22 protein-coding genes and 2 pseudogenes are annotated in these 22051 nt (G+C 70.3%); 5 read left to right on the top strand and 19 right to left on the bottom strand.

Annotation, left to right across the window (positions count from 1 at the left end; translation table 11 throughout):
- Positions 1-106: 106 nt before the first annotated feature.
- Positions 107-724, bottom strand: a complete 618-nt coding sequence (gene pyrR / locus OG293_RS30470; RefSeq protein WP_406001981.1) for a bifunctional pyr operon transcriptional regulator/uracil phosphoribosyltransferase PyrR — start codon at positions 722-724, stop codon at positions 107-109.
- A gap of 196 nt (positions 725-920) precedes the next feature.
- Here pyrR and bldD point away from each other — a divergent pair, with 196 nt between their 5' ends.
- Positions 921-1421: a transcriptional regulator BldD gene (gene bldD, locus OG293_RS30465; protein ID WP_282512924.1), complete on the top strand. Its 501-nt coding sequence runs from the start codon at positions 921-923 to the stop codon at positions 1419-1421.
- A 139-nt stretch (positions 1422-1560) separates the two neighbouring features.
- Here bldD and OG293_RS30460 read toward each other — a convergent pair whose 3' ends face one another.
- On the bottom strand, positions 1561-2988 hold the full coding sequence (locus tag OG293_RS30460; protein WP_406001980.1) for a pyridoxal phosphate-dependent decarboxylase family protein: 1428 nt from the start codon (positions 2986-2988) through the stop codon (positions 1561-1563).
- A 126-nt stretch (positions 2989-3114) separates the two neighbouring features.
- Between OG293_RS30460 and OG293_RS30455 the strand changes: the two genes are divergently transcribed.
- A complete protein-coding gene (locus OG293_RS30455; RefSeq protein ID WP_406001979.1) occupies positions 3115-3264 on the top strand; it encodes a hypothetical protein in 150 nt (49 codons plus the stop codon).
- A 361-nt stretch (positions 3265-3625) separates the two neighbouring features.
- On the opposite strand, the gene nusB is transcribed toward OG293_RS30455, so the two are convergent.
- The 14 genes from nusB to OG293_RS30385 all read right to left on the bottom strand — a co-directional run bounded on the left by nusB (position 3626) and on the right by OG293_RS30385 (position 17048).
- On the bottom strand, positions 3626-4054 hold the full coding sequence (nusB, locus tag OG293_RS30450; RefSeq protein ID WP_406001978.1) for a transcription antitermination factor NusB: 429 nt from the start codon (positions 4052-4054) through the stop codon (positions 3626-3628).
- Between the two features lie 2 nt (positions 4055-4056).
- On the bottom strand, positions 4057-4623 hold the full coding sequence (gene efp, locus OG293_RS30445; RefSeq protein WP_406001977.1) for an elongation factor P: 567 nt from the start codon (positions 4621-4623) through the stop codon (positions 4057-4059).
- A 60-nt stretch (positions 4624-4683) separates the two neighbouring features.
- Positions 4684-5790: an aminopeptidase P family protein gene (locus tag OG293_RS30440; RefSeq protein WP_406001976.1), complete on the bottom strand. Its 1107-nt coding sequence runs from the start codon at positions 5788-5790 to the stop codon at positions 4684-4686.
- Between the two features lie 169 nt (positions 5791-5959).
- Entirely contained in the window at positions 5960-6919 is a 960-nt protein-coding gene (locus OG293_RS30435; protein ID WP_406001975.1) for an AAA family ATPase, read from the bottom strand.
- Between the two features lie 123 nt (positions 6920-7042).
- On the bottom strand, positions 7043-7483 hold the full coding sequence (gene aroQ / locus OG293_RS30430) for a type II 3-dehydroquinate dehydratase (RefSeq protein WP_406001974.1): 441 nt from the start codon (positions 7481-7483) through the stop codon (positions 7043-7045).
- Positions 7480-8571: a 3-dehydroquinate synthase gene (aroB, locus tag OG293_RS30425; protein ID WP_406001973.1), complete on the bottom strand. Its 1092-nt coding sequence runs from the start codon at positions 8569-8571 to the stop codon at positions 7480-7482. The genes aroQ and aroB overlap by 4 nt, the downstream gene beginning before the upstream one ends.
- A complete protein-coding gene (locus OG293_RS30420; protein WP_406003760.1) occupies positions 8568-9050 on the bottom strand; it encodes a shikimate kinase in 483 nt (160 codons plus the stop codon). Before OG293_RS30420 ends, aroB begins: the two co-directional genes overlap by 4 nt.
- Before the next feature lie 29 nt (positions 9051-9079).
- The gene (aroC, locus tag OG293_RS30415) at positions 9080-10264 is read right to left on the bottom strand and encodes a chorismate synthase (protein ID WP_406001972.1); all 1185 of its coding nucleotides are present in this window, start codon (positions 10262-10264) and stop codon (positions 9080-9082) included.
- A gap of 180 nt (positions 10265-10444) precedes the next feature.
- On the bottom strand, positions 10445-11275 hold the full coding sequence (locus OG293_RS30410) for a shikimate dehydrogenase (protein ID WP_406001971.1): 831 nt from the start codon (positions 11273-11275) through the stop codon (positions 10445-10447).
- A complete protein-coding gene (gene mltG, locus OG293_RS30405) occupies positions 11272-13038 on the bottom strand; it encodes an endolytic transglycosylase MltG (RefSeq protein WP_406001970.1) in 1767 nt (588 codons plus the stop codon). The genes OG293_RS30410 and mltG overlap by 4 nt, the downstream gene beginning before the upstream one ends.
- 103 nt (positions 13039-13141) lie before the next feature.
- On the bottom strand, positions 13142-13606 hold the full coding sequence (gene ruvX / locus OG293_RS30400; protein WP_406001969.1) for a Holliday junction resolvase RuvX: 465 nt from the start codon (positions 13604-13606) through the stop codon (positions 13142-13144).
- Positions 13606-16275 carry an alanine--tRNA ligase gene (gene alaS, locus OG293_RS30395; RefSeq protein ID WP_406001968.1) on the bottom strand — a complete coding sequence of 890 codons (2670 nt, stop codon included), beginning with the start codon at positions 16273-16275 and terminating at the stop codon, positions 13606-13608. The genes ruvX and alaS overlap by 1 nt, the downstream gene beginning before the upstream one ends.
- Positions 16275-16610: a DUF6167 family protein gene (locus OG293_RS30390; RefSeq protein WP_406001967.1), complete on the bottom strand. Its 336-nt coding sequence runs from the start codon at positions 16608-16610 to the stop codon at positions 16275-16277. Before OG293_RS30390 ends, alaS begins: the two co-directional genes overlap by 1 nt.
- A 6-nt stretch (positions 16611-16616) precedes the next feature.
- The gene (locus OG293_RS30385; protein WP_406001966.1) at positions 16617-17048 is read right to left on the bottom strand and encodes a DUF948 domain-containing protein; all 432 of its coding nucleotides are present in this window, start codon (positions 17046-17048) and stop codon (positions 16617-16619) included.
- A 158-nt stretch (positions 17049-17206) separates the two neighbouring features.
- On the opposite strand from OG293_RS30385, the pseudogene OG293_RS30380 reads away from it, so the two are divergent.
- Positions 17207-17596: pseudogene (locus tag OG293_RS30380) on the top strand (AAA family ATPase); the annotation flags it as partial.
- Between the two features lie 110 nt (positions 17597-17706).
- Here the strand turns inward: OG293_RS30380 and rpsD are convergent.
- Positions 17707-18321 (bottom strand): 30S ribosomal protein S4, encoded by a 615-nt coding sequence (gene rpsD, locus OG293_RS30375; RefSeq protein WP_398508241.1) that lies wholly within the window; start codon positions 18319-18321, stop codon positions 17707-17709.
- A gap of 188 nt (positions 18322-18509) precedes the next feature.
- On the opposite strand from rpsD, the gene OG293_RS30370 reads away from it, so the two are divergent.
- A complete protein-coding gene (locus OG293_RS30370) occupies positions 18510-19241 on the top strand; it encodes a DUF2470 domain-containing protein (RefSeq protein ID WP_406001965.1) in 732 nt (243 codons plus the stop codon).
- A gap of 45 nt (positions 19242-19286) precedes the next feature.
- On the opposite strand, the gene OG293_RS30365 is transcribed toward OG293_RS30370, so the two are convergent.
- Positions 19287-20636: a replication-associated recombination protein A gene (locus tag OG293_RS30365; RefSeq protein ID WP_406001964.1), complete on the bottom strand. Its 1350-nt coding sequence runs from the start codon at positions 20634-20636 to the stop codon at positions 19287-19289.
- 45 nt (positions 20637-20681) lie between these two features.
- Entirely contained in the window at positions 20682-21314 is a 633-nt protein-coding gene (locus OG293_RS30360; RefSeq protein WP_406001963.1) for a vitamin K epoxide reductase family protein, read from the bottom strand.
- A gap of 137 nt (positions 21315-21451) precedes the next feature.
- Here OG293_RS30360 and OG293_RS30355 point away from each other — a divergent pair.
- A pseudogene (locus OG293_RS30355) lies at positions 21452-22051 on the top strand (ABC transporter ATP-binding protein); the annotation flags it as partial.

Genomic DNA, 22051 nt, shown 5'->3' with positions numbered 1-22051 from the left:
GCTCCGTTGTCTGGAGGTCGGGGTCCGGGGCGCCGCGGACACGCACGGCGGCATGCGGGCGCGCGGGTGGCACGTCCGTACGGGACGGTGGGCGTACGGAGCGGCGCTACTGCTCGCCGGACGGGGCGGTCTCGCTCCCCCGGCCCTCGGCCGGGGGGACCCCCATCTCGCTTCGCGAGCCGAGCAGCACGGTGTCGCGACCGTCCTCTTCGGCGAGCAGGACCTTGACCGTCTCCCGCAGCGACGTCGGGAGGTTCTTTCCGACATAGTCGGCTCGGATCGGGAGTTCGCGGTGACCGCGGTCGACGAGGACGGCGAGCTGCACGGCGCGGGGCCGGCCGATGTCGCCGAGGGCGTCGAGTGCGGCGCGGATGGTGCGGCCGGAGAAGAGCACGTCGTCGACGAGCACGACCAGGCGGCCGTCGACGCCGTCACCGGGGATCTCGGTGCGGGCCAGCGTGCGGGCGGGCCGCAGGCGCAGGTCGTCGCGGTACATGGTGGTGTCGAGCGAGCCGACGGGGATCTTGCGGCCGGTGATCTCTTCGAGCTTGTCGGCCAGCCTGCCGGCGAGGAAGACGCCGCGGGTCGGAATGCCGAGAAGCACCACGTCGTCGGCGCCCTTGGCGCGTTCGACGATCTCGTGGGCGATGCGGGTCAGTACCCGCGCGATGTCGGGGGCCTCGAGAACGGGGCGTGCCCTGTCGGAACTGTTCTGTGCGTCCATATGAAACGGACCTCCTTCTCCGCCTCACGGGACGGATCTTAAAGGACGTCGGAATTGCGCCACCCACGTTACCAGGGCACTGTCGGGCCCTGGGGCACACCCCCGCGAGAGACCGGTCGGACCATTTCGGCTTGACGCATCCAAGTAACGCTGCGTAACCTCACAGTGAGTTACCAGACTTCGTCCGGGGAGCTATATGTCCAGCGAATACGCAAAACAGCTCGGGGCCAAGCTCCGCGCCATCCGCACCCAGCAGGGGCTTTCCCTCCACGGCGTGGAAGAGAAGTCCCAGGGCCGCTGGAAGGCCGTTGTAGTCGGCTCGTACGAGCGCGGCGACCGGGCCGTGACCGTGCAGCGCCTTGCCGAGCTGGCGGACTTCTACGGCGTCCCGGTGCAGGAACTACTTCCCGGCACCACGCCGGGCGGGGCCGCCGAGCCGCCGCCGAAGCTCGTGCTCGACCTGGAGCGGCTGGCCCATGTGCCGCAGGAGAAGGCCGGGCCCCTCCAGCGCTACGCCGCCACGATCCAGTCCCAGCGCGGCGACTACAACGGCAAGGTGCTGTCGATCCGCCAGGACGACCTGCGCACGCTTGCCGTCATCTACGACCAGTCCCCGTCGGTCCTCACCGAGCAGCTCATCAGCTGGGGTGTCCTGGACGCGGACGCGCGTCGCGCGGTCACCCACGAAGAGGCCTGACGCCACTTCAGGAGAAACGTCACATCGGAGGGCGAACCCGTCATGTACGGGTTCGCCCTCCGATGTTTCCGAGGGTTCGCCCTCCGATGTTTCCGCCGCTGTTTCCGGCCGCCGGGCGCTCGGTCCCTCGCCCGCGCGGTCAGCTGTTGTAGAGACGGCCGACGACCTCGGCCAACAGCCGTTCCCCGAGCCGGGGCGGCAGCGCCTGGAACACCGCGAGCACGGGCGCCATACGCTCCGGGAGGGCGCCGTCCGCGCCGACGCCCGCGAGCTCCAGGGCGAGGTCCGCGTCCTCGGCCGTGAGCCGGTCCGGGTCGAGCCGTGCGGCGGCCTCCACCAGCGCCGGATCGACCCGCGCGGGCCCGAGCGCACGGGCGGCCGCCACGGCCTTCTCCAGGGCTTCCAGGAGCAGTCTCACGGTCTCCTCGTCCGCCGCCGCCGCGGTCACCGTCAGATGCAGATTCGCCGGAGAACCGCCGAAGGCGGGCTGCGGCTGGAGATACCACCCCATGGCCCGCATTTCGTCGCCGACCACGAACGGGTCGACGCACGGATCGGCGGCGGCCAGCGCGATCAGCGACGCCTCCGGCCTGGCCAGCAGCCGTATCCCGTCGATCGCGGCTATCCCGGCCGCGAGAGCAGCCGTGGCGTGATGCACCCGCTGGGCAAGATCCTTGTACCCGTCGGTGCCGATGCGTTCGAGCACGGCCCAGGCGGCGGCGAGCGGGGCCGCCGACCTGGTCCCCTGAAGCGTGGTGCTGCCCACCGGACAGCCGGGCCAGGAGGCGTGCGCGAACCAGCCGTACCGCCGCAGCTCGGCGTCCCGGAACAGCAGCACCGACGCGCCCTTCGCCGTGTACGCGTACTTGTGCAGGTCCACCGAGAGCGAGGTGACTCCCGGCACGGACAGATCGAAGGCGGGCAACTCCCGCCCCGCGAGCCTCAGATGGCCCAGATGCCAGCCCCCGATACAGGCGTCCACGTGGCAGAGCACACCGCGCCGTGCCGCCTCGGCGGCCACGTCGGCGACCGGGTCGATGACCCCGTGGGCGTACGAAGGTGCAGAGACGACCACCAGAGCCGTGTCGTCGGTGATCGCCGCGGCGATGTCGTCGGATCGCACCTTGTACGTCATGGGATCGACCGGAACCACCACGGGCCGCAGTCCGAAGAGCTGTGCGGCCTTGTGGAACGCGGCGTGCGCGGTGCTGGGCAGCACCAGTTCGGGCTCGTTGACGCCTCGGGTGCGGCGCGCGTGCTCGCGTGCGGTGAGCACCGCCAGCAGACAGCTCTCGGTCCCGCCGCCGGTGAAGGTGCCCGCTGTTTGTCCGGCTCCCCTGAGCAAACGTTTCGCCCACGCGACGACGTCGTTCTCCAGGGCCACGACACTGGGAAACGCCGTCATGTCCAGACCATTGACGCCGGCGAAGCGCGCGGCCGCGGCGGCGGCGAGCTCCTCGATCCCGTCGAGCCCGCAGTCGTACACGTACGCCATGGTGCGGCCCCCGCGGACGGGGAGGTCGCCCGCCCGCAGCGTCTCGAGCCTGCTGAGGATGTCGTCGTTCATCCGGACTCCACTGGGGTTGCTGGGGCGGCGTCGCGCAGGCGGTTCGGCCGCTCTTCGGTGAGGTCGTACCACGCGAGCGGCGGAAGGCTGAGCATCAGCAGTACGGCGGGGAGCGCGCCGGAGCCGATGACCACGGCCGTCGGCGCGGAGTGGGGCTGCATCGACGCGGTGCGCGGCGCCGGAGGGCACGAAGCCGCCGCGGGCGAGGACGAGTCCGAACAGGACCGGCCCGACGGCGAGTCCCAGGGTCTTCCCCCGCCGTCCACAGCCCGGTGAGGACACCGGCCCGGCGTCGGGCCGGGACACAGGCGTCCGCCGCGATCGCGGCGCCGAGCATGGCCATCGGCGGCATCTGCGTGCCCGCGCAGCCGATCCCGGCGCGTAGCCGATACGGACCCTGGCACCCGGGCTGGTCTCGGACATGCGCCGAAACCCTAGGGCACGCCCGACGTTATGCACCAGGCCCGAAGCAGAAGATTGTTCATCTTCAGCTTCGGGCCTGGTGGAGCCGGGCGGGACCTAGGGTCTTTCGTCTGGATCGGGCCGGAGCCCGCGAGGCGCGGTGCCAGGGCACACGAGCCCGGCAGGACCCAGACGAGAGACCCTAGGGTCTTTCGCCTGATCCAGACGAGAGGCCCTAGTCGCGGCGCAGGCTCGGCTTGAGGTCCTTGAAGCGGCCGAGCAGGCCGTTCACGAACGACGGGGACTCCTCGGTGGAGAACTCCTTGGCGAGCTGCACCACCTCGTCGATCACCACGGCGTCGGGGGTCTCGTCCACCCACACCAGCTCGTACGCGCCGAGCCGGATGAGGTTGCGGTCGACGACCGGCATCCGGTCCAGGGTCCAGCCAACCGCATAGGTGGCGATGAGGTCGTCGATCCGGTCCGCGTGCTGCGCGTACCCCTCGACGAGTTCCATCGTGTACTCGCCCACCGGCGGCTGCCGGTCGTCGGTCCGCGAGTGCCGCACCCAGTCCGCGAGGACCGTCTGCACGGACGTCCCGCGCTGGTCGGCCTCGAAGAGGATCTGGAAGGCGCGCTTGCGGGCCTTGTTCCGGGCAGCCACGGTTAGCTGTTCACCCGGCCGAGGTAGTCGCCGGAGCGGGTGTCGACCTTGATCTTCTCACCGGTGGTGATGAAGAGCGGGACGCCGATCTCGAAGCCGGTCTCCAGTGTGGCGGGCTTGGTGCCACCGGTGGAACGGTCGCCCTGGACGCCCGGGTCCGTGTGCTGGATGGTCAGCTCGACGGCGGCGGGCAGCTCGACGTAGAGCACCTCGCCCTCGTGCTGGGCGACGCTGGCGGTGAAGCCCTCGATCAGGAAGTTGGCCGAGTCACCGACGGACTTGCGGTCGATGTGCAGCTGGTCGTACGTCTGCATGTCCATGAAGACGAAGTACTCGCCGTCCATGTACGAGAACTGCATGTCGCGGCGGTCGACGGTGGCCGTCTCGACCTTCACTCCGGCGTTGAAGGTCTTGTCGACGACCTTGCCGGAGAGCACGTTCTTCAGCTTGGTGCGCACAAAGGCAGGGCCCTTGCCGGGCTTGACGTGCTGGAACTCGACGACGGACCAGAGCTGGCCTCCGTCGAGCTTGAGCACCATGCCGTTCTTGAGGTCGTTCGTGGAAGCCACGGTTGCGGAATCTCCTGGACTGACGCTGGTGGACGACCGAGGACGCGCGCTCAGGCGGAGCTAGAGCGCGAGCAGCTCCTTGGTCGTGATGGTGAGTAGCTCGGGTCCGCCGTCCGCCTCCTGGCGCACGACGAGCGTGTCATCGATCCGGACCCCGCCCCGGCCCGGGAGGTGGACCCCCGGTTCGACGGTGACCGGCACACAAGCGTCCAGTTTACCCATGGCCGCGGGGGCCAGCTGCGGGTCCTCGTCGATTTCGAGCCCGACGCCGTGCCCGGTGAGGGCCGCGAGCCCCTCTCCGTGGCCCGCGGAGTCCAGGATCTGGCGGGCCGCACGGTCCACATCGCGGTACGCGGCGCCCGGTGAGAGAGACTCACGGGCAGCCCTCTGAGCGGCGAAGACAAGGTCGTACAGCTCGATCTGCCAGTCCGCGGGAGTGGTCCCTATGACGAATGTGCGGCCGATCTCGCAGCGGTAGCCGCGGTAGTTCGCACCGACGCACACCGAGAGGAAATCACCCTCCTCGACTCTGCGGTCCGTGGGCCGGTGACCGCCGCGGCCCGAGTTCGGGCCGGTGGCGACCGAGGTGGGGAAGGCAGCGCCGTCGGCGCCGTGGTCGACGAGCCGCCGCTCCAGCTCCAGGGCGAGATGACGCTCGGTACGGCCCACCAGGATCGATTCCAGCAGCTCGCCGAGCGCCTGGTCGGCGATCTCGGCCGCGATCCGCAGACAGGCGATCTCCTCCTCGTCCTTGACGATCCGCTGCTGTTCGACGGCGAGACCGAGGTCGGCGAGGCGCAGCCGGGGCGCGACGGAGCCCAGGGCCCGGTGCCGGGCGACGGTCAGATGGTGTTCCTCGACGGCGAGGGACTCGACCCCCGCGGTACGCGCCAGCTCGGCGGCGGCGACCGCGGCGTCGCCGGCCGACGTGGGCAGCACGGTCAGTCGCAGCCGGTCGTCGGCGCGGCCTTCGGCGGGGTCACCGGTGGGGGCCCCGGGGCAGAGCAGGATGTCCTCGCCGGGGCCGATCAGCAGGACGGCTCCGGCCGGCGCTCCGCCCGCGAGGTAACGGACGTTGGCGGGACGGGAGACCAGGACCCCGGCGCTGCCGGTGGCCGCGCACCGGTCGCGCAACCGGTCGCGTCGGACCCCATACACCTCTGACATGTCACGAGCCTACGAGCGTCCGCGCGACCCGGCCTGGTCAGCGCGTCCGACCGGGGTGGGTCCGGGGGGCGCCTTCGGGGTCCCGCAGGGGGTCCAGGCGCGCAGGCTCGCGGCCCACAGGATTCCGGCGCTCGGACCGGCGGCTGCCGGCTCCCGGCCGCTCTGCGGGCTACCAGCTCGGCGGGCTGGCTATGGAGCGCGCGAGCACGTCGTCGAGCACCCGGGCGGTGGTCTCCACGTCGTACTTGGAGTTGTCGATGATCGGCAGCCCCGAGCCGTACCAGCCGGCCATCCGGCCATGGATGCTGGCGACCTCCTCGTCCGAGAGGCGTCGGTTTCCGCTGCGCTCCGCGTTGCGCTCCAGCACGATCTCCAGACCGGGGAGCAGGACGACGGGCAGCAGGCCGGGGCCGACATGGCGCTTCCAGCCGCCGAGACCGACGACCGGGCGGTCGGGGAAGACGGCGTCGTCGAGGATGCAGGAGATGCCGTTGGCGAGGAAGTTGCGGGCGGCGAAGCCGCAGGTGCGGCGGGCCAGGCGGTACTGGGCCTCGGAGTGGTCGTTCCATCCGGACTGGGGGTCGGCGAAGCCGGAGCAGACCCATTCACGGACGTCGTCGAGGCTGATGTGCGCCGTGGGCACGCGGCGGCCTGCGGCCCAGTGGCGGGCCACGGTCGTCTTTCCGGCGCCGGCCGGACCGATCAGCAGGACGGCGAGGGTGGCCGCGCCGGTGCCGGCGTCGGCCTGGGGCGGGGCGGGTATGGGAACCGGCCCGCCGGGCGGCAGCGGGACGTGTCCGGTCGTGTCGCGGGAGGGCGGCGCCGAGGGGTGCTGCGGCCCCGGACCGCTCCAGCCGGGGGCGGGGCGCGAGCCGTGCGTCTGCGGCGGTCCGGCGGGGGCCGACGGATGCGGCGCCGACGGGCGGCGCTGGGGCGGCAGAGGCCCGGCGGGAGCACCCGGGGGCCCTCCCGCGGGAGCCGCGGGATGCGGCGCGACGGGCGGCTGGTGCTGCGGAGGTCCTACGGGCACGCCGGGCGGCGGGCCCGGGTGCTGGGCACCGTGTGTCCATCCGGCCGGTCCGTGCCCCGGTCCGTGGGGCGGCGGCGGAGCCCCCACTGCGTCCTGCATCCGGTGCCACTCCGTCTCGTACGACTGACGCTGGTCAGGCGGCAATCGGGCCGCCGTGCTACCGAACGGTACCTCCCCCTGCCACCACAGTGGGAACGGCCGGGGACGCCCCGAAGTGCCCTGTCAGCCGGTCAGTTCCTCGGCCAGCGCCCGCAGTGCGAGCCGGTAGGAGCCGATACCGAAGCCCGCGATCGTTCCGCTGGCGACCGCGGCGACGACCGACGTATGCCGAAATGCCTCACGGGTGTACGGGTTGGAGATGTGCACCTCGATCAGCGGGGCGGTCCGCTGGGCGGCGGCGTCGCGCATCCCGTACGAGTAGTGCGTGAAGGCACCGGGGTTGAGAACGACCGGAACCGAGCCGTCCGCTGCTTCGTGCAGCCAGCGGATCATCTCGCCCTCGTCGTTGGTCTCGCGCACGTCGACGTCGAAGCCGAGCTCCTTGCCCAGTGCCTGGCAGGTCTCCACCAGGCCGGCGTAGGAGGTCGCGCCATAGACGTCCGGCTCGCGAGAGCCGAGGCGTCCGAGATTGGGACCGTTGAGGACCAGCACCTGACGGGTCACGCGGACACCTCTCCGTACGCGGCGAGCAGCACCGCCGGGTCGGGGCCCTCCAGTACGGTCGGCTTGGCGAGACCGTCCAGGACGATGAACCGCAGCAGATTGCCCCGGGACTTCTTGTCGACCTTCATGGTCTCCAGCAGCTTGGGCCACTGGTCGCCGCGGTAGGTCAGCGGCAGCCCGACGGACTCCAGGACGGAGCGGTGCCGGTCGGCGGTGGCATCGTCCAGCCGCCCTGCCAGGCGCCCCAGTTCGGCCGCGAACACCATGCCGACCGACACGGCGGCGCCGTGACGCCACTTGTAGCGCTCGTTCTTCTCGATCGCGTGAGCCAGCGTGTGACCGTAGTTGAGGATCTCGCGCAGGCCGGACTCCTTGAGGTCGTTGGAGACGACCTCGGCCTTGACCCGGATCGAGCGCTCGATCAGCTCGGCCGTGTGGGGTCCCGCGGGAGTGCGCGCGCCCTGCGGGTCGGACTCGACGAGGTCGAGGATCGCGGGGTCGGCGATGAAGCCGGCCTTGATGATCTCGGCCATGCCGCTGACGTAGTCGTTCACGGGCAGCGAGTCGAGTGCGGCAAGGTCGCAGAGCACCCCGGCGGGCGGGTGGAAGGCGCCGACGAGGTTCTTGCCCTCGGCGGTGTTGATGCCGGTCTTGCCCCCGACGGCCGCGTCGACCATGCCGAGCACGGTCGTCGGCAGCGCGATCCAGCGCACCCCGCGAAGCCAGGTCGCCGCGACGAACCCGGCGACGTCGGTGGTCGCGCCGCCGCCCACCCCGACGATGACGTCGGAGCGGGTGAAGCCGCTCTGGCCGAGCGCTTTCCAGCAGTACGCCGCGACCTCGACGGTCTTGGCCTCCTCCGCGTTCGGCAGCTGGATCGCGATGGCCTCGTACCCCTGGGAGGTGAGGTCCTCACGGATCGCGTCACCGGTCCCGGCGAGCGCCTCGGGGTGCAGGACGGCCACCCTCTGGGAGCGGCCGATGAGTCCGGGCAGCTCACCGAGGAGCTGCCGGCCGACCAGCACCTCGTACGGATCGGAGCCTTCCGTGCCGCCGACCTGGATACGGGTCACTGCCTGGTCCGTCATACGTCCTTCAGCTCCAAAGCGTCGAGGACCGCCTGTGCGACCTCTTCGGGGGTTCGGTCGTCGGTGGTGACGACGACCCGCGCCACGTCCGTGTACAGATGGCGGCGCGCGTCCATGAGTTCGCGCCACTGGCGGCGCGGGTTGACCGCGAGCAGCGGCCGAGCCCGGTTGAGGCCGATCCGCCGGACCGCCTCCTCCACCTCCATCGACAGATAGACGACGGGCAGGCCGGCCAGCAGCCCACGGGTCGATTCGTCGAGGATCGCGCCGCCGCCCAGGGCGAGCACGCCCGGGTGCTCGGCGACCGCGGCGGCGACGGCCGCCCGCTCCAGTTCGCGGAAGTACGGCTCGCCCTCGTCGACGAACAGGTCCGAGATCTCACGGCCCTGGGCCGCGACGATGTCGGCGTCGGTGTCCCGGTAGGGCACGCCGAGCCGCTCGGCGAGCAGTTCGCCGACGGTCGACTTGCCCGAGCCCATGGGCCCGACCAGGACGATCAGCGGGACGCTCACCGGATACGGAGGTGGTCGAGGTAGGAGCGGACGTTGCGGCGCGTCTCGCCGACGCTGTCGCCGCCGAACTTCTCCGCGACCGCGTCCGCCAGCACCAGAGCCACCATCGCCTCGGCGACGATGCCCGCCGCCGGGACGGCGCACACGTCGGAGCGCTGGTGGTGGGCCGCGGCAACCTCGCCGGTGGCGACATCCACCGTGGCCAGGGCGCGCGGCACGGTCGCGATCGGCTTCATCGCGGCCCGTACCCGCAGCAGCTCGCCGGTGGACATGCCGCCCTCCGTGCCGCCGGAGCGGCCCGTGGAGCGCCGGATGCCGTCCGCGGTCGGCACGATCTCGTCGTGCGCCTTGGATCCGGGTACCCGGGCGAGGTCGAAGCCGTCGCCGACCTCGACACCCTTGATGGCCTGGATGCCCATGAGCGCGCTCGCGAGCCGGGCGTCGAGGCGCCGGTCCCAGTGGACGTGGGAGCCGAGGCCGACCGGCACGTCGTAGGCGAGCACCTCGACGACGCCGCCGAGGGTGTCGCCGTCCTTGTGGGCCTGGTCGATCTCCGCGACCATCGCCTTCGACGCGTCCGCGTCCAGGCAGCGCACCGGGTCCGCGTCCAGCTTCTCGACGTCGGCGGGGGTCGGGTAGACCCCGTAGGGAGCCTTCGCCGAGGCCAGTTCGACGACGTGCGAGACGATCTCGATCCCGGCCGTCTCCTTCAGGTACGAGCGGGCGACCGCGCCCAGCGCGACACGGGCGGCCGTCTCCCGGGCGCTCGCGCGCTCAAGGATCGGCCGGGCCTCGTCCAGGTCGTACTTCTGCATGCCCGCCAGGTCCGCGTGACCCGGGCGCGGGCGCGTGAGGGGGGCGTTGCGGGCAAGCTGGGCCAGCTCGTCGGGGTCGACGGGGTCGGCCGCCATGACCTTTTCCCACTTGGGCCACTCGGTGTTTCCGACCATGACGGCGACCGGCGAGCCCATCGTCAGGCCGTGGCGCACACCGCCGAGGAAGGTGACCTCGTCACGCTCGAACTTCATCCGGGCACCGCGGCCGTAGCCGAGACGGCGCCGGGCCAGGTGGTCCGCCACCATCTCCGTGCTGACCGGCACACCGGCGGGAAGACCCTCCAGCGTCGCCACCAGTGCGGGGCCGTGCGACTCCCCCGCCGTCAGCCAACGCAACCTGCTCAACGGTGCTCCTCCTGCTCGCGCCTGGAACTGCGACGGCACGGCCGGGTGCGCGGCCCTGGCCCGCCTCCCCCGATCCTCCCACGTCCGCCGCCGTGACCCGGCCTCCGGTCCAGCAACCGGACGGTCCGTGCCTGCCGGCGCACACCGGTCCGCTGACCGGGCCCGATCCGGAGAATCGCCTCAGCGAGCGCCGAGCGCCTGCTCCCCCGCGGCCCGCATCGCCGCGAGCGGGGCCGGGCTCCTGCCCGTCATCTGTTCGACCTGGAGGACCGCCTGGTGGACCAGGAGGTCGAGGCCGCCCACGACGGCTCCGCCGGCTTTGGTCCAGGCCGCGGCGAGGGCCGTCGGCCAGGGCTCGTACAGCACGTCGAACAACGTCCCCGGCCGCTCGGGCACCTCGGCCGCGAGCGCGTCCGTGGCACCTGCCGGGGTGGTCGCGATCACGAGGGGCGCCCGCAGCGCCTCCGGGGCCTCGGCCCAGTCGGCGATGACCACGTCGACGCCGAGGCGTTCGCCCCAGCCGCGCATCTCGGCAGCCCGTGCGGCGCTGCGTACGCACGCGACGACGGGTCCGGTGCAGATCCGCGCGAGAGCGGCGAGCGCGGACGAGGCGGTCGCGCCCGCCCCGAGCACCGCGGCCGACTCGACCTCGTCGACGCCCCGCTCGCGCAGGGCGGCGATCATGCCGGGGATGTCGGTGTTGTCGCCGAGACGCCGGCCGTCCTCGGTGAGCACCACCGTGTTCACGGCCTCGACCGATGCGGCGGTGTCGCTGATGCCGTCGAGCAGCGGCAGGATCGCGCGCTTGAGGGGCATGGTCAGCGACAGACCGGCCCAGGAGCCATCGAGCTCCTCCACGAACCCCGCGAGCGCCTCCTCGTCCACCTCGAACCGGTCGTACGACCAGTCGGTGAGGCCGAGCTCGGCATAGGCGGCGCGGTGCAGCACCGGGGAGAGCGAGTGGGCGATCGGCGACCCCAGGACCGCGGCCCGCCGCTTCGTCGTGCTCACTGGTCCTGCTTCTCCTGCTCTTCCTCGTACTTCTTTCGGTTCCGCTCGTGCTCCGCGTTGGTGACCGCGAACAGCGTCCTGTCCTCGGTGATCGACACGAAGTAGTACCAGGGTCCGGCCGCGGGATGGAGCGCCGAGTTCACGGCGGCCAGACCCGGGTTCGCGATCGGTCCCGGCGGGAGGCCCTTGATGTCGTACGTGTTGTACGGGTCGTTGATCTTGCGCAGTTCGTCGACGGCACCGAGGTCGAGCTTGCTGTCGCCCTTGATGTAATTGATCGTCGAGTCGAACTCCAGGCGGCCGACCGTCTCGGCGTTGTTCGGTTTGAGGCGGTTGTAGACGACCCGCGAGACCTTGTCGAAGTCGTGCTGGTACTTGCCTTCGGCCTGCACGAGGCTCGCGACGGTGAGGACCTGGAGCGGCGACTTCAGGCCGAGCTTCGCGGCCTGGCCCTGGATGTCCTTCTTGGTGAATTCCTGGTTGGCCCTGGCGACCATCTTCTGGAGGACGGCCTCCGGCTTCATTCCCTTCGCGACGGGATAGCTCGCGGGGAAGAGGAAACCTTCAAGCGGATCCTTGATGTCCTTGTTGTCGTCTGCCCAGGCCGGCAGGCCGAGCTTCTTGGCATTCGCCTCGGCGGCCTTCTTGGTGGTGCCCGCTTTGATCTTGAGACGTTTGTCGATCTGCTCGTAGACCCAGATATTGCGCTTGCCCTCGGGGATGATCAGGTTGTCGCGGCTGATCGGGTTGAGCATCATTTCGAACGCACTGACCCCCGACATCTCCTTCTTGAGGAGGTAGACGCCGTCCTGAATGGTCTTGCCCTTGGGGTTGCCGTTGGCCGCCGAGACGAACGCGCCGGCGCTCTTGACGACACCGGCCTCCTTCAGGATGTTGCCGATCTCGCCGAGACCGGCCCCCTTGGGGATCTCGACCTGGGCCGTGCCGCTGCCGGCGCCCGAGTAGTCCTCGGGCGCGCCGAACTGGCCCTGCCAGAACTGGTAGCCGAAGTAGCCGACACCGCCGAGACCGCCCGCCAGCACGAGGGAAACCACCAGGCAGGCGCAGCCGTTACGGTTCTTCTTCTTGGTCTTGGTCTTTCCGCGGAGTTCGCCGCCACGGCGCGACTCGCCGGGGTCGTTGTCGTCCTCGCCGTCGTCGTCACCGCCGTCCTCGCCGGTGAAGAAGGGGTGCGTCTCCTCCTGCGGTGCCTCGGCCTCCCACTCCGTGGGGGCGGGCTCCGGCTCGGCCTGGCGCCGGCCGGGGGGCTGCGGCGGCGGGTAGGCCTCGGGAGTGGCGTAGTAGTCGGCCTCCTGCGGGCTGCCGTAGCCGGGCTGCTGACCGCCGTAGGTGTCCGCGCCAGCAGTTCCGTAGGGCATGGCGGAGTACTGGCCGGTGTCCCAGCCACCGTTGTACTGCTGCTGGTTGTACTGCTGCTGTTGCTGCTGCTCGTACTGCCGGCGCTGCTGCTCTTCGTACTGGCGCTGCTGTTCGTCGTACTGGCGCTGCTGTTCGTCGTACTGCTGCTGGTACGGGTCCTGCTGGTTGCCGTACTGCTGCTGGTACGGGTCCTGCTGGGTGCCGTACTGCTGCGGGTACTGCTGCTGCTGGGTGCCGTGCTGCTGCGGGTACTGCTGCTGCGGCTGGCCGCCGTACGGAGTCTGGCCGGCTTCGGCCTGCTGTCCTCCCCATCCCTGGTCCCCGTACAAGGGGTCCTCGGGATGCCACGGTTCGGAGCCTGGGCTCCGGCCATTCTCGGTCATCGATCCCCTAGGGCCGCGAGGCAGGCGCGGATCGTGCCGGCCTCTTGCTGTGCGGCAGCTGTTCGAACAAAGCCGCATCGCGCGGAACGTTACCGTATCGCGATCAGACAACCACTTCGACGCCCTCACCTGGCGGACGTCCAGACGCCCGTTCGGACTCCAGAGCGTTCTGGAGGATGATCACAGCGGCAGCCTGATCAATGACCGAACGGCCCTTTTTGGACTTAACACCCGAAGCGCGCAGTCCCTGACTGGCCGTCACTGTGGTCATCCTCTCGTCGACCAACCGGACCGGAACGGGGAGGATTCCACGCGCGAGCTCCTGGGCGAAGCCACGGACCTTGACCGCGGCCGGGCCTTCCCCGCCACTGAGCGAGCGGGGCAGGCCGACGACGACCTCGATCGGTTCGTACTCCTCGACGAGCTGCTTCAGCCGCCGGTGGGCCGCCGGGACATCGCGTCCCGGCACGGTCTCCACCGGGGTGGCGAGGACCCCGTCGGGGTCGCACGAGGCGACCCCGATCCGGGCGTCCCCGACATCGATCGCGAGGCGGCGGCCTCTGCGCATCAGGCGGTCTCGGCCACGAGGCGCTCGACGGCAGCCACGGCGTCGCCGATCGCGTCCGGGTTCTGGCCACCGCCCTGGGCGACGTCCGGCTTGCCGCCACCTCCGCCGCCGAGGGTCTTGGCGGCCGTGCGGACCAGCTCGCCGGCCTTGAGACCGCGCTCACGGGCGGCTTCATTGGTGGCGATGACCGTCAGCGGGCGACCGTTGGCCGTGGCGAACAGGGCGACGACAGCCGGGCGGTCACCCTGGATGCGGCCTCGCACGTCGAGGACCAGCTTGCGCAGGTCGTCGGCGGAGGTGCCGTCCGGCACCTGACCGGTCACGACAGCCACTCCGCGTACGTCCTTGGCGCCCTCGGCGAGACCGCCGGCGGCCTGGAGCACCTTCTCCGCACGGAACTTCTCGATCTCCTTCTCGGCGTCCTTCAGCTTGGCGAGCATGCCGGAGATCTTCTCGGGGAGCTCCTCGGGACGGCCCTTGACCAGCTCCTGAAGCTGGGCCACGACCGTGTGCTCCCTGGCCAGGAAGTTGTAGGCGTCGACGCCGACGAGGGCTTCGATACGGCGCACACCGGAACCGATCGAGGACTCGCCGAGCAGCTTCACCAGGCCCAGCTGGGCGGTGTTGTGCACATGCGTGCCGCCGCACAGCTCCTTGGAGAAGTCGCCGATGGTGACGACCCGGACTCGCTCGCCGTACTTCTCGCCGAACTCGGCGATGGCGCCCTGCTTCTTGGCCTCGTCGATGCTCATGACCTCGGCCTGGACGTCGAGCTCCCTGCCGAGCACATCGTTGATCTTGTGCTCGACATCGGTGAGGACCGTGCCCGGGACGGCGTTGGGCGAGCCGAAGTCGAAGCGGAAGCGGCCGGGAGAGTTCTCGGAGCCGGCCTGGGCGGCCGTCGGCCCGAGGGCGTCACGCAGCGCCTGGTGCGTGAGGTGCGTGGCGCTGTGGGCGCGGGCGATGGCGCGACGGCGCTTGATGTCGATGGCGGCATACGCGGGGGCACCGACGGTCACTTCGCCGACCTGGACCGAACCCTTGTGCACGGAGACACCGGGGACCGGCTGCTGGACGTCGCGGACCTCGATGACGGCACCGGTGTCGAGCCTGATGCGGCCCTGGTCGGCGAGCTGGCCGCCGCCCTCGGCGTAGAAGGGGGTGCGGTCGAGGACGATCTCGACCTCGTCGCCCTCGGAGGCGGCCGGGGAGGGCACACCGTCGACGAGCAGGCCGACGATGGTCGACTCGCCCTCGGTGGAGGTGTAGCCGGTGAACTCGGTGGCGCCGGAGCCGTCGGCGACGGCACGGTAGGCGGAGAGGTCGGCGTGGCCGGTCTTCTTGGCCTTGGCGTCGGCCTTGGCCCGGTCCCGCTGCTCCTTCATCAGCCGGCGGAAGCCCTCTTCGTCCACCGACAGGCCCTGCTCGGAGGCCATCTCCAGGGTGAGGTCGATCGGGAAGCCCCAGGTGTCGTGGAGCAGGAAGGCCTTGTCGCCGGCGAGGACCGTGCCGCCGGAGGCCTTGGTCTCGGTGACGGCGGTGTCGAGGATGTTGGTACCGCCCTTGAGGGCCTTGAGGAACGCGGCCTCCTCGGCGACGGCCACGGTCTCGATGCGCTTGCGGTCCGTGATCAGCTCGGGGTACTGCTCGCCCATGGTCTTGATCACCACGTCGGCGAGCTCGGCGACGACCGGTCCGGTGGCGCCGAGGAGGCGCATGTTGCGGATGGCGCGACGCATGATGCGACGCAGCACGTAGCCGCGGCCCTCGTTGCCGGGGGTGACGCCGTCGCCGATGAGCATGACGGACGTACGGATGTGGTCGGCGACCACGCGCAGGGAGACGTCCGACGTGCGGTCGGCGCCGTACCGGACACCCGTGAGCTCGGTGGCCCTGTCCATGACGACGCGCAGGGTGTCGGTCTCGTACATGTTCTGCACGCCCTGAAGGATCATGGCGAGCCGCTCAAGACCGAGGCCGGTGTCGATGTTCTTCGACGGCAGGTCACCGAGGATCGGGAAATCCTCCTTGCCGTCGCCGGCACCGCGCTCGTACTGCATGAAGACCAGGTTCCAGATCTCCACGTAGCGCTCGTCGTTGACGGCCGGGCCGCCCTCGACGCCGAACTCCGGGCCTCGGTCGTAATTGATCTCGGAGCAGGGGCCGCAGGGTCCGGGGACTCCCATGGACCAGAAGTTGTCCTTCTTGCCGAGGCGCTGAATACGCTCGGCGGGGACGCCGATCCTGTCGCGCCAGATCTGCTCGGCCTCGTCGTCGTCCAGGTAGACCGTGATCCACAGCCGCTCGGGGTCCAGGCCGTAACCACCGTCGGCCACGGAGCTGGTGAGCAGCTCCCAGGCGTAGGTGATGGCGCCTTCCTTGAAGTAGTCGCCGAAGGAGAAGTTGCCGCACATCTGGAAGAACGTGCCGTGGCGGGTGGTCTTGCCGACCTCTTCGATGTCCGGCGTACGGACGCACTTCTGGACGCTGGTGGCCCGCGGGGCGGGCGGCTTGGCCTCGCCCAGGAAGTACGGCTTGAACGGCACCATGCCCGCCGGGACCAGCAGCAGAGTCGGGTCGTCCGCGATGAGCGACGCCGAAGGGACGACGGTGTGCCCGCGGTCCTCGAAGAAGCTCAGCCAGCGGCGGCGGATTTCAGCCGACTCCATCAGTGGTCCTCATTCCGGTTGTACGAGTTGTAGGAGTGCTTGTCGTAGGAAGGCCTGGGGCGGTCGATCGCGGCGAGGCGTCGCTGCGCGGGAAGTTCGGGGTCGGCCGGGGCCTCGATGCCGAGTGCTTCGCCCAGTTCGGCCTCGCGCTGGATCATCCCGGCCCGGACGTCGAGTGCGAAGTCCTTGATCCGGTGGCCCGCGTCGACGGCCTTGTTCGCGGCCTGTGCCGCGAGGCTCTCGGGGGTCAGCTGCCTGAGCTTGCGATTGACCTTGGTGGTGGCCCAGACGCCGGCGGCGGCGCCCGCGGTGAACCAGAACGTGCGGCGGAACATCGTGCGTCAGCCTTTCCGCTTCTTGCGTCGGGCGGCCGGCACGGTCCGGCCGACGATGACCTTACGGCGGGTGGGCGCGGCCGGGACGTCCTCGCTCTTGCGGCTCATGGCCCGGCGTACGCCGTAACCGAACGCCGCGACCTTGACGAGCGGACCTCCGAAGGTCGATGCGACCGTCGTGGACAGCGCCGACGCGTTGGAGGTGACTTCCTGGACGTCCGTCGCGATGGCGTCGACCCGGTCGAGCTGGGTCTGCGCGGAGCGCACGGTCGCCGAGGCGTCGGCCAGCAGGGGAACCGCCTGCTCGGTTACGTCCGCCACGAGTTTGGTGGTCGCCCTGAGCGTCTGGGCCAGCCTCACCAGCACCACGGCGAGGAACGAGACCAAGATCGCCCAGAAGACGGCCACCAGGATCCCGGCAACCTCTCCACCGGTCACTCTGCACCGCTCTCTGCTCGTCGACGGACACCACGGAAATCGCCCTCCGACCCTATCGCGCCCAGGGTCGCGCCCCATACCGCATTACCGCCGGGCAGGCGGGGAGTTACGCAGGGCGATTGTACGGAGTGCACACGCACGAGTACGCTGCGTGTCTCATGCGACGCGGCCATCGCTCCTGCTCTTCCTCCGACGAACGCCCGCTGGTCCGGGGCAATCTCCCGGCAGAACTGAACCGGTTCGTGGGTCGGGCCGAAGAACTGGCCGAACTCCGCCGCCTCTTGGACTGCTCCCGTCTCGTCACCGTGACCGGGACGGGTGGCGTCGGCAAGTCACGACTCGCGACCCGGGCCGCCGCGGCTCTGCAGAATCGGTACGGCGACGGCGCCTGGCTCGCCGAGCTCTCTGCCCTGCGCGACCCCTCACTGGTGCCGCACGCGCTGGTGGAGGCTCTCGGTATCACCGACCAGACCAGCAGACCGCCGCGCGACGTCCTCGTCGAGCATCTCCGCGGACGCCGGCTCCTGATCGTCCTGGACGGTCTGGAGCAGCCCCGGTGCCGCCGCCGTCCCTGGAAAAGCGAGAGCCCGCCGCTCCCCCACCGGCAAGGGCGGGGAAGCGGCGGGCTGAAGCGCGAAGCGCTACACCGTGACCGTGATCAGCGGGCGTAGTACTCGACGACCAGCTGCTCGTCGCAGATGACCGGAACTTCCTTGCGCTGCGGGTCACGGTCCAGGCGGAACGCCAGGGCCTTCAGGTTGACCTGCAGGTAGCGCGGGGTCTCGCCGTCGGCGGCGAAGCCACCCTCACGCGCGACCTGGAAGAGGCTCTTCTCGCGGGAGCGCTCGCGGACCATCACGACGTCGTCGGGACGCACACGGAAGGACGGCTTGTCGACCTTGCCGCCGTTGACCTCGATGTGGCCGTGGACGACCATCTGACGGGCCTGGTAGATGGTGCGGGCGATGCCCGAACGCAGGACCAGGGCGTCGAGGCGACGCTCGAGCTCGATGACCAGCGCCTCGCCGGTCTTGCCCTCGGCCTTCTTGGCGCGGTCGTAGGCGCGCGCCATCTGGCGCTCGCTGATGTCGTACTGGGCGCGCAGACGCTGCTTCTCGAGCAGACGGACCTTGTAGTCCGAGTTCTGCTTGCGACCACGGCCGTGCTCGCCCGGCGGGTAGGGGCGGGCTTCGAAGTACTTGACAGCCTTCGGCGTCAGCGCGATACCGAGCGCGCGAGACTTCTTGACCTTGGGACGCGACTGGTTAGGCACGTTCTCCAGACCTCCGTTGTAGGTTAGGTTAGGCTCACCTTACTCAAGGAGATCGCATGTCTCGCCCTGGGAACACCAAGCGCATCACGGACAGCACAAAGAACGTCGACGCTTCATCGAGCGTCGAGGCGACGGAGGTCCGATCAGCTCATGGTCAGCCGCGTCCCAGCGGGCTTGAAATCACTCGGATGCCGTCAGCAGCCGAGCGCACACGAACTCTCGTACAGAGTACATGCTCCGCGGTGCTGCTCATCCCGGGGGTCGAGGCCGCCCGTCCCGAGCAGCTGACTCCTCAGGCACGGGTCGTGGGGACCGACGGCGAGGTCTTCCTGCTGTTTCCCGCGGACTCCCCGGCGGTACGCGCCGCCACCCACGCGCAGCACGACGAGCTCGCCGCCGTGCTGGAGATCACCGATGTCGCACCGGTCTCGGTCCCCCACCGTATCCGCGGCCGTGCCTGGGTCTCCGGCTGGCTCACGTGCACCCCGGGCGTCGCCGAGCCCGGCGCCATGATGCTGCGCCTGGAGGTGGGCGAGGCGTACGTGGACGATCTGTGGGGCGCCTGCGAGGTCGAACCGGAGGACTTCGCACGGGCGGCCTGCGACCCTCTCGTCGCGCACGAGACCGAGGTGCTCCAGCATCTTCACTCCGTCCACAGTGAGCAGGTGCAGGAGCTGTGCGGGCTGCTGGGCGAGCGGGGCGGGGCGCCGGTCGCCCCTGACGAGGGCGGGGAGAAGACGGAAGGGGCGGGCACGCAGGGTCTGCGGGCGGTGCCCCTGGCACTGGACCGCTTCGGGCTGCGGGTGCGGTTCGTCGGCGAGCGGCACTTCGACGCGCGGTTCGACTTCCCCACGCCGGTGCGCGATGCCGTGGAACTGCGCCGGGCCATGCACAGGCTCTTCGAGGCCGCCGCGCACTGACATGGACCACGCCCGACCGCTCGCGGCGGGCGGGAGGGACCGGGCCTACGTCCCGCGCAGCCGTTCGCGGACCTTCTCCACCACGTCGGCGTACCGCGCCTCCGCGCCGTACCGCGTCGGTTCGTAGTAGCGCTTGCCGTGCACAGTGTCGGGGGCGTACTGCTGGGCCGCGATCCCGCCCGGCACGTCGTGCGGATAGACATAGCCCTGGGCATGGCCGAGCTTGGCCGCGCCCTTGTAGTGGCCGTCGCGCAGATGCGGCGGCACCGCGCCCGCGAGCCCCGCGCGCACATCGGCGAGAGCCGCGCCGATGGCAGTCGTGGCGGCATTGGACTTCGGCGCGAGCGCCAGCGCGATCGTGGCGTGGCTGAGGGTGAGCGCGGCCTCCGGGAAACCGATCATGGCAACGGCCTGGGCGGCGGCGACCGCGGTCGGCAGCGCTGTCGGATCCGCGAGGCCGATGTCCTCGCTCGCGGAGATCATCAGTCGGCGCGCGATGAACCGCGGGTCTTCCCCCGCCTCGATCATCCGGGCCAGATAGTGCAGCGCGGCGTCCACGTCTGACCCGCGGATGGACTTGATCAGGGCGCTCGCGACGTCGTAGTGCTGATCTCCGTCGCGGTCGTATTTCACCGCCGCGCGGTCGACGGTCTCCTCCAGGGTCTGGAGGCTGATCTCCTGCTCGCCCTTGTCGATCGCCGCGCCGGCCGCCGCCTCCAGTGCGGTCAGGGCCCTGCGGGCGTCGCCGCCCGCGATCCGCAGCAGATGCGCTTCGGCGTCCTCGGGAAGTCCGACGACCCCGCCCAGCCCCCGCTCCTCCTTCAGCGCCCGGTGCAGCAGTCCGCTCAGGTCCTCGTCGGTGAGCGACTCCAGGGTGAGCAGCAGCGAGCGGGACAGAAGCGGCGAGATCACCGAGAAGTAGGGATTCTCGGTGGTCGCGGCGATCAGCGTCACCCAGCGGTTCTCCACGGCGGGCAGCAGGGAGTCCTGCTGGGCCTTGGAGAAGCGGTGGATCTCGTCGAGGAAGAGGACGGTCTCCTTGCCGAAGCCGCCGACGGCCCTGCGGGCGCCGTCGATGACGGCCCGCACTTCCTTCACGCCCGCGGTGATCGCGGAGAGCTCGACGAAACGCTTGTTGGTGGCTCTTGAGACGACATGGGCGAGGGTCGTCTTGCCAATGCCGGGCGGGCCCCAGAGGATCACCGACGAGGGACCGGCGGGCCCTCCGCCGCCTTCGCCCACGAGCCGGCGCAACGGCGATCCGGGCTTCAGCAGATGCCGCTGGCCGACGACTTCGTCGAGGGTGCGCGGTCGCATCCGGACAGCAAGGGGGCTGCTGGACGGATCTTTCTCCTGGCGTTCTTCGGCCGCGGCGGTAAAGAGGTCGGGCTCCACGCGGTGAAGCCTATGCCAGAGCTCTGACAGCACCCCCCGGCCCGGTCAGCCGGTCCAGAAGTCCCACCAGCGGGTCAGGATCAGCATGCCGATGATGCCGATCCACAGCACCGGCGGCATCCAGTGGAACTCCATCAGGGTCCTGCGCAGACCCTCCGGGACCTTGATGGCCCGGTGCTTGATGTTGTGCCCCGTGACGTAACAGAACATGACGATGGTGGCGACCCAGGCCAGCGAACACCACAGGCACAGCGCGTTGATGTTGTACAGCGACTGGTACTGCAGCCAGGTACAGAACCCGACCCCGAACAGACAGCCCGCGTTCAGCCCCAGCCAGTACCAGCGCCGGTACCGCGCACCCGCGAGCAGCGCCACCCCGATCGCGATCACCATCGAGTACGCGACCAGACCCATCAGCGGATTCGGGAACCCGAACGCCTGCGCCTGATCGCTCTTCATGATGTTCCCGCAGGACACCACCGGATTGAGACTGCACCCCGGAGTGAACGTCGGATCCTCGGCCAGCTTGATCTTGTCGATCGTGATCACCCACGAGGCCAGCAGCCCCGCCGCACCCGTGATCACCAGAAGCCAGGCCAGCGCGCGACTGCCGCCGATCGTCCCCTTGGAGCCGTTCGTGCGCTCGGAGGACGCGTCGTGGGCCGCTGCAGTCGTCATATCGCCGTTCCATCACTCGGTCGTTGTGCGGGGCATGGTCATTCTGCCGCACGCGCACCCGTGTCCACCGTTCGATGGACATAAGGATGTACGGACGGTCGTCCCTGGTGACTCATCGCGGCGAGCAGTCTGAGGGCATGACAGAACTCGCGGTGAACATACGCGGACTGCGCAAGCGGTACGGCGATGTGACAGCGGTGGACGGCCTCGACCTGGGCATTGCCCGCGGTGAGATCTTCGGCATCCTCGGCCCCAACGGCGCGGGCAAGAGCACCACGGTGGAGATACTCCAGGGCCACCGGAGCCGGGACGCGGGCGAGGTGAGCGTCCTCGGCTCGGATCCCGCGACCGGAAATCGCCAGTGGCGGTCCCGGATCGGCATTGTCTGGCAGGACGAATCCGCACCCGCGGAGTTGACGGTCCGCGAGACGGTGTCCCATTTCGCCCGCTACTACCCGAAGCCGCGCGACCCCGAGGAGGTCATCGCGCTGGTGGGCCTGGAGCGGAAGGCGACCAGTCGGATCAAGGCGCTCTCCGGAGGGCAGCGGCGCCGGCTCGATGTGGCGCTGGGTGTCATCGGCGATCCCGAACTGCTGCTGCTCGACGAGCCGACCACGGGCTTCGACCCGGGCGCCCGCCGCCGGTTCTGGGACCTGATCAAGCGGCTGGCCGACGACGGCACCACCATCGTGCTGACCACGCACTACCTGGAGGAGGCCGAGGTCCTCTCCGACCGG

It is taken from the genome of Streptomyces sp. NBC_00829 (assembly GCF_045161795.1).
Classification (GTDB): domain Bacteria; phylum Actinomycetota; class Actinomycetes; order Streptomycetales; family Streptomycetaceae; genus Streptomyces.
This window is presented reverse-complemented; position numbering and strand designations above follow the sequence as displayed.